At 59.5% G+C, this 2,757-nt stretch carries 3 protein-coding genes; 2 read left to right on the forward strand and 1 reads right to left on the reverse strand.

Annotated features, from left to right (window positions below):
- Nucleotides 1-33: 33 nt before the first annotated feature.
- On the forward strand, nucleotides 34-1,203 hold the full coding sequence (locus AC0AP0_RS11400; protein ID WP_490430552.1) for an aminotransferase class I/II-fold pyridoxal phosphate-dependent enzyme: 1,170 nt from the start codon (nucleotides 34-36) through the stop codon (nucleotides 1,201-1,203).
- Between the two features lie 57 nt (nucleotides 1,204-1,260).
- Nucleotides 1,261-2,253, forward strand: coding sequence for a D-2-hydroxyacid dehydrogenase (locus AC0AP0_RS11405; protein WP_490430553.1), 993 nt, complete (start codon nucleotides 1,261-1,263; stop codon nucleotides 2,251-2,253).
- Nucleotides 2,254-2,292: 39 nt separating this feature from the next.
- Here AC0AP0_RS11405 and AC0AP0_RS11410 read toward each other — a convergent pair.
- The coding region (locus tag AC0AP0_RS11410) for a xanthine phosphoribosyltransferase (RefSeq protein WP_490430554.1) at nucleotides 2,293-2,757 on the reverse strand (465 nt) is incomplete at its 5' end.

A 2,757-nucleotide genomic window follows, 5' to 3' on the forward strand; every position in this document is an offset into this window, starting at 1 on the left:
GGTTGTAGTAACCGCATGGGAAAGGACAAGCCAATGACATTGGCGGATCATATGAATGCCAGGGTCAAAGCTCTGGCGCCGAGCGACATACTCGAGTTCAACAAGGAGATCGCCGGAATAGACGGCATCGTGAAGCTGACTCTGGGTGAGCCTGACTTCTTCACCCCAGAGCACGTCAAGCAGGCGGGTATCCAGGCCATCCAAGACAACCACAGTCATTACACCGAGAGTCGCGGCATGCCCAGTCTTCGTAAGGCGGCTGCCGACTATCTTCACGCCAAGTACGGGCTGGACTACGACCCTGACAGCCAGATTGTGATCACAGCCGGGGCCACAGGGGGCATCTTCTCGGGCCTTACCGCCATGATCAACCCGGGTGATACGGTCATTCTGCCAACGCCTATTTTTCCTCTCTATATTCCAATCGCCCAGCTGAGCGGCGCCAAGACCGTCTTCGTCGACACATCCGATGACGGCTTCATTCTTAAGCCGAACAAGCTGGAGGCCGCCATCGAAAACAGTGATGGTCCAGTCAAGGCCCTGGTGCTCAACTATCCGACCAACCCTACTGGCGTGACCTATGCCCGAGAGGATCTGGAGGCCCTGGCCCAGGTGGCACGCAAGCATGGCTTCTTCGTGCTCAGCGATGAGATCTACGCCGAGCTGACCTACCAGGGCACTCATGTATCCATGGGCACTATCCTTCCCGAGCAGACGGTCGTTCTTGGCGGGGTTTCCAAGTCCCACGCCATGACTGGATGGCGGGTCGGCATCGCCGCTGGCCCCGCCGACGTGATTGATCAGATCAGCAAGGTCAACGAGTTCACTGTTACCTCGGTGACCACCAATGCCCAGTATGCAGCTCAGGAGGCTCTGACCAAGGGCATGAATGACACGGATCCGATGCGCGAGGCCTATCGCAAGCGGCGGGACTATCTGGTCAAAGCTTTGCCTGAGGTCGGGCTGGACGTGATCGATCCTAAGGGCGCCTTCTACATCTTCGCCCGACTGCCCGAGGGCATGCGCGACAGCTGGAGCTTCGTCTACGACCTGGCGCGCAAGGCCAAGGTGGCGGTAATTCCCGGAGCAAGCTTCGGGCCCGGGGGAGAAGGCTACATCCGCATCTCTTATGCCGCCTCCATGGAGGATCTGCACACCGCCGTGGAGCGGATCGGCGACTATATGCGTCAGAATTGCGGATGATTCTCTGGCGATTCATCCGACAACCATCAAAGAAGACAGATACCAAGGACAGGAAAAATGACCAGCATTCTCATGTATTCAGTACGCCCCGACGAGCAGGAGGCCATTCAGGCCTGGGCCCAAGCCAATGACATTCAGGTGGACACCACCGACCGCGATTTTGGGATGAAGACCGTGGACATGATCAAGGGATACGACGGAATCGTCATCCAGCAGCATGCGGCCCTGCCTGAGCCCGAGCTCTACCAGCGGCTCAAGGAGTATGGTCTCAAGCAGCTGACGCTGCGGATCACGGGCTATGACATCGTCAACCTGCAGGCCGCTCGGGAGAACGGGTTGGTCGTCACCAACGTGCCTGCCTACTCGCCCCGGTCGGTCTCCGAACTGGTTCTGGCCCAGGTCATGCGTCTGGTCCGGCATTTGGGGGAGGCCAGCGCTCGCGAGGCCAAGGACGACTATACCTGGGATGGGCTTCAGGCCCACGAGATCCACAACCTGACCGTGGGGATCATCGGAGCCGGCAAGATTGGATCGGCCGTGGCCAGAATCTTCCGGGCCCTGGGCTCCACCGTCATCGCCAACGATCCGATTCATCGCCCCGAGCTGGCAGACACCCTGGATTACGTGGATCTGCCCACCCTTTTGAAGCGGGCCGACATCGTCACCGTTCATACGCCGCTGGACGATACCACCCATCATCTGATCAATGCCCAGACACTGGATGCCATGAAGCCCTCGGCCTTCCTGATCAACGCCGCCCGCGGCCCTATTGTGGACACACCGGCCCTGATTGAGGCCCTGCAGACCAAGTCCATCGCCGGTGCTGCCATCGACACCATCGAAGGGGAGGCCGGCATCTTCGAAAAGAATCTGAGCGGGACCAAGGTCGACAACCAGGCCCTGGAGACCCTCAAGGCCATGCCCAACGTGGAGGTCTCGCCTCACATCGGCTTCTACACCGATGCCGCCGTGACCGCCATGGTCAACATCTCCCTGAACGATGTGAAGGCCATCCTGGAGGGCGGCACTAGCGAGCATCAGGTAGACTGACGCTATTGTTCCTGTGACCCGGACCGGGCGTCGACCTTCTCAGGCGGGATTGTGAGCAAAGGTGATGGTGCCCTGGTCCGGGTCCATGCTTTCCACGATGGCCAAAGATTTGAGGTTGTAGCCCTCTTTGCGCAGGGTACGGCCACCCTCCTGGAAGCCCTTCTCCACGGCGATGCCGATGCCCTCAATGACGACCTTGGCATCATGGCAGATGTCGATCAAACCATGCAGGGCGTTGCCCTTGGCCAGGAAGTCGTCAAGGATCAGCACATGCTCGCCCTCCTTAAGGAAGCGCTTGGCCACGATGACAGGGTACTCGCGCTGCTTGGTGAAGGAGTAGATGCGGGCTGTGTACTGGTCGCCGTCAAGGTTGATGGACTGGGTCTTCTTGGCGAAGACCACTGGAACGTTGCCGAAATGGCGGGCGGCCAGGCAGGCGATGCCGATGCCGGATGCCTCGATGGTCAGAATCTTGTCGATTTGGTGACCGGCAAACAAGCGGGC

Source organism: Bifidobacterium sp. POST2/T3 (B1), assembly GCF_058197115.1.

Coding starts and splice junctions, on each gene's coding strand:
- AC0AP0_RS11400 (WP_490430552.1), top strand. CDS start 34: ATGACATTGGCGGATCATATGAATGCCAGGGTCAAAGCTCTGGCGCCG.
- AC0AP0_RS11405 (WP_490430553.1), top strand. CDS start 1,261: ATGACCAGCATTCTCATGTATTCAGTACGCCCCGACGAGCAGGAGGCC.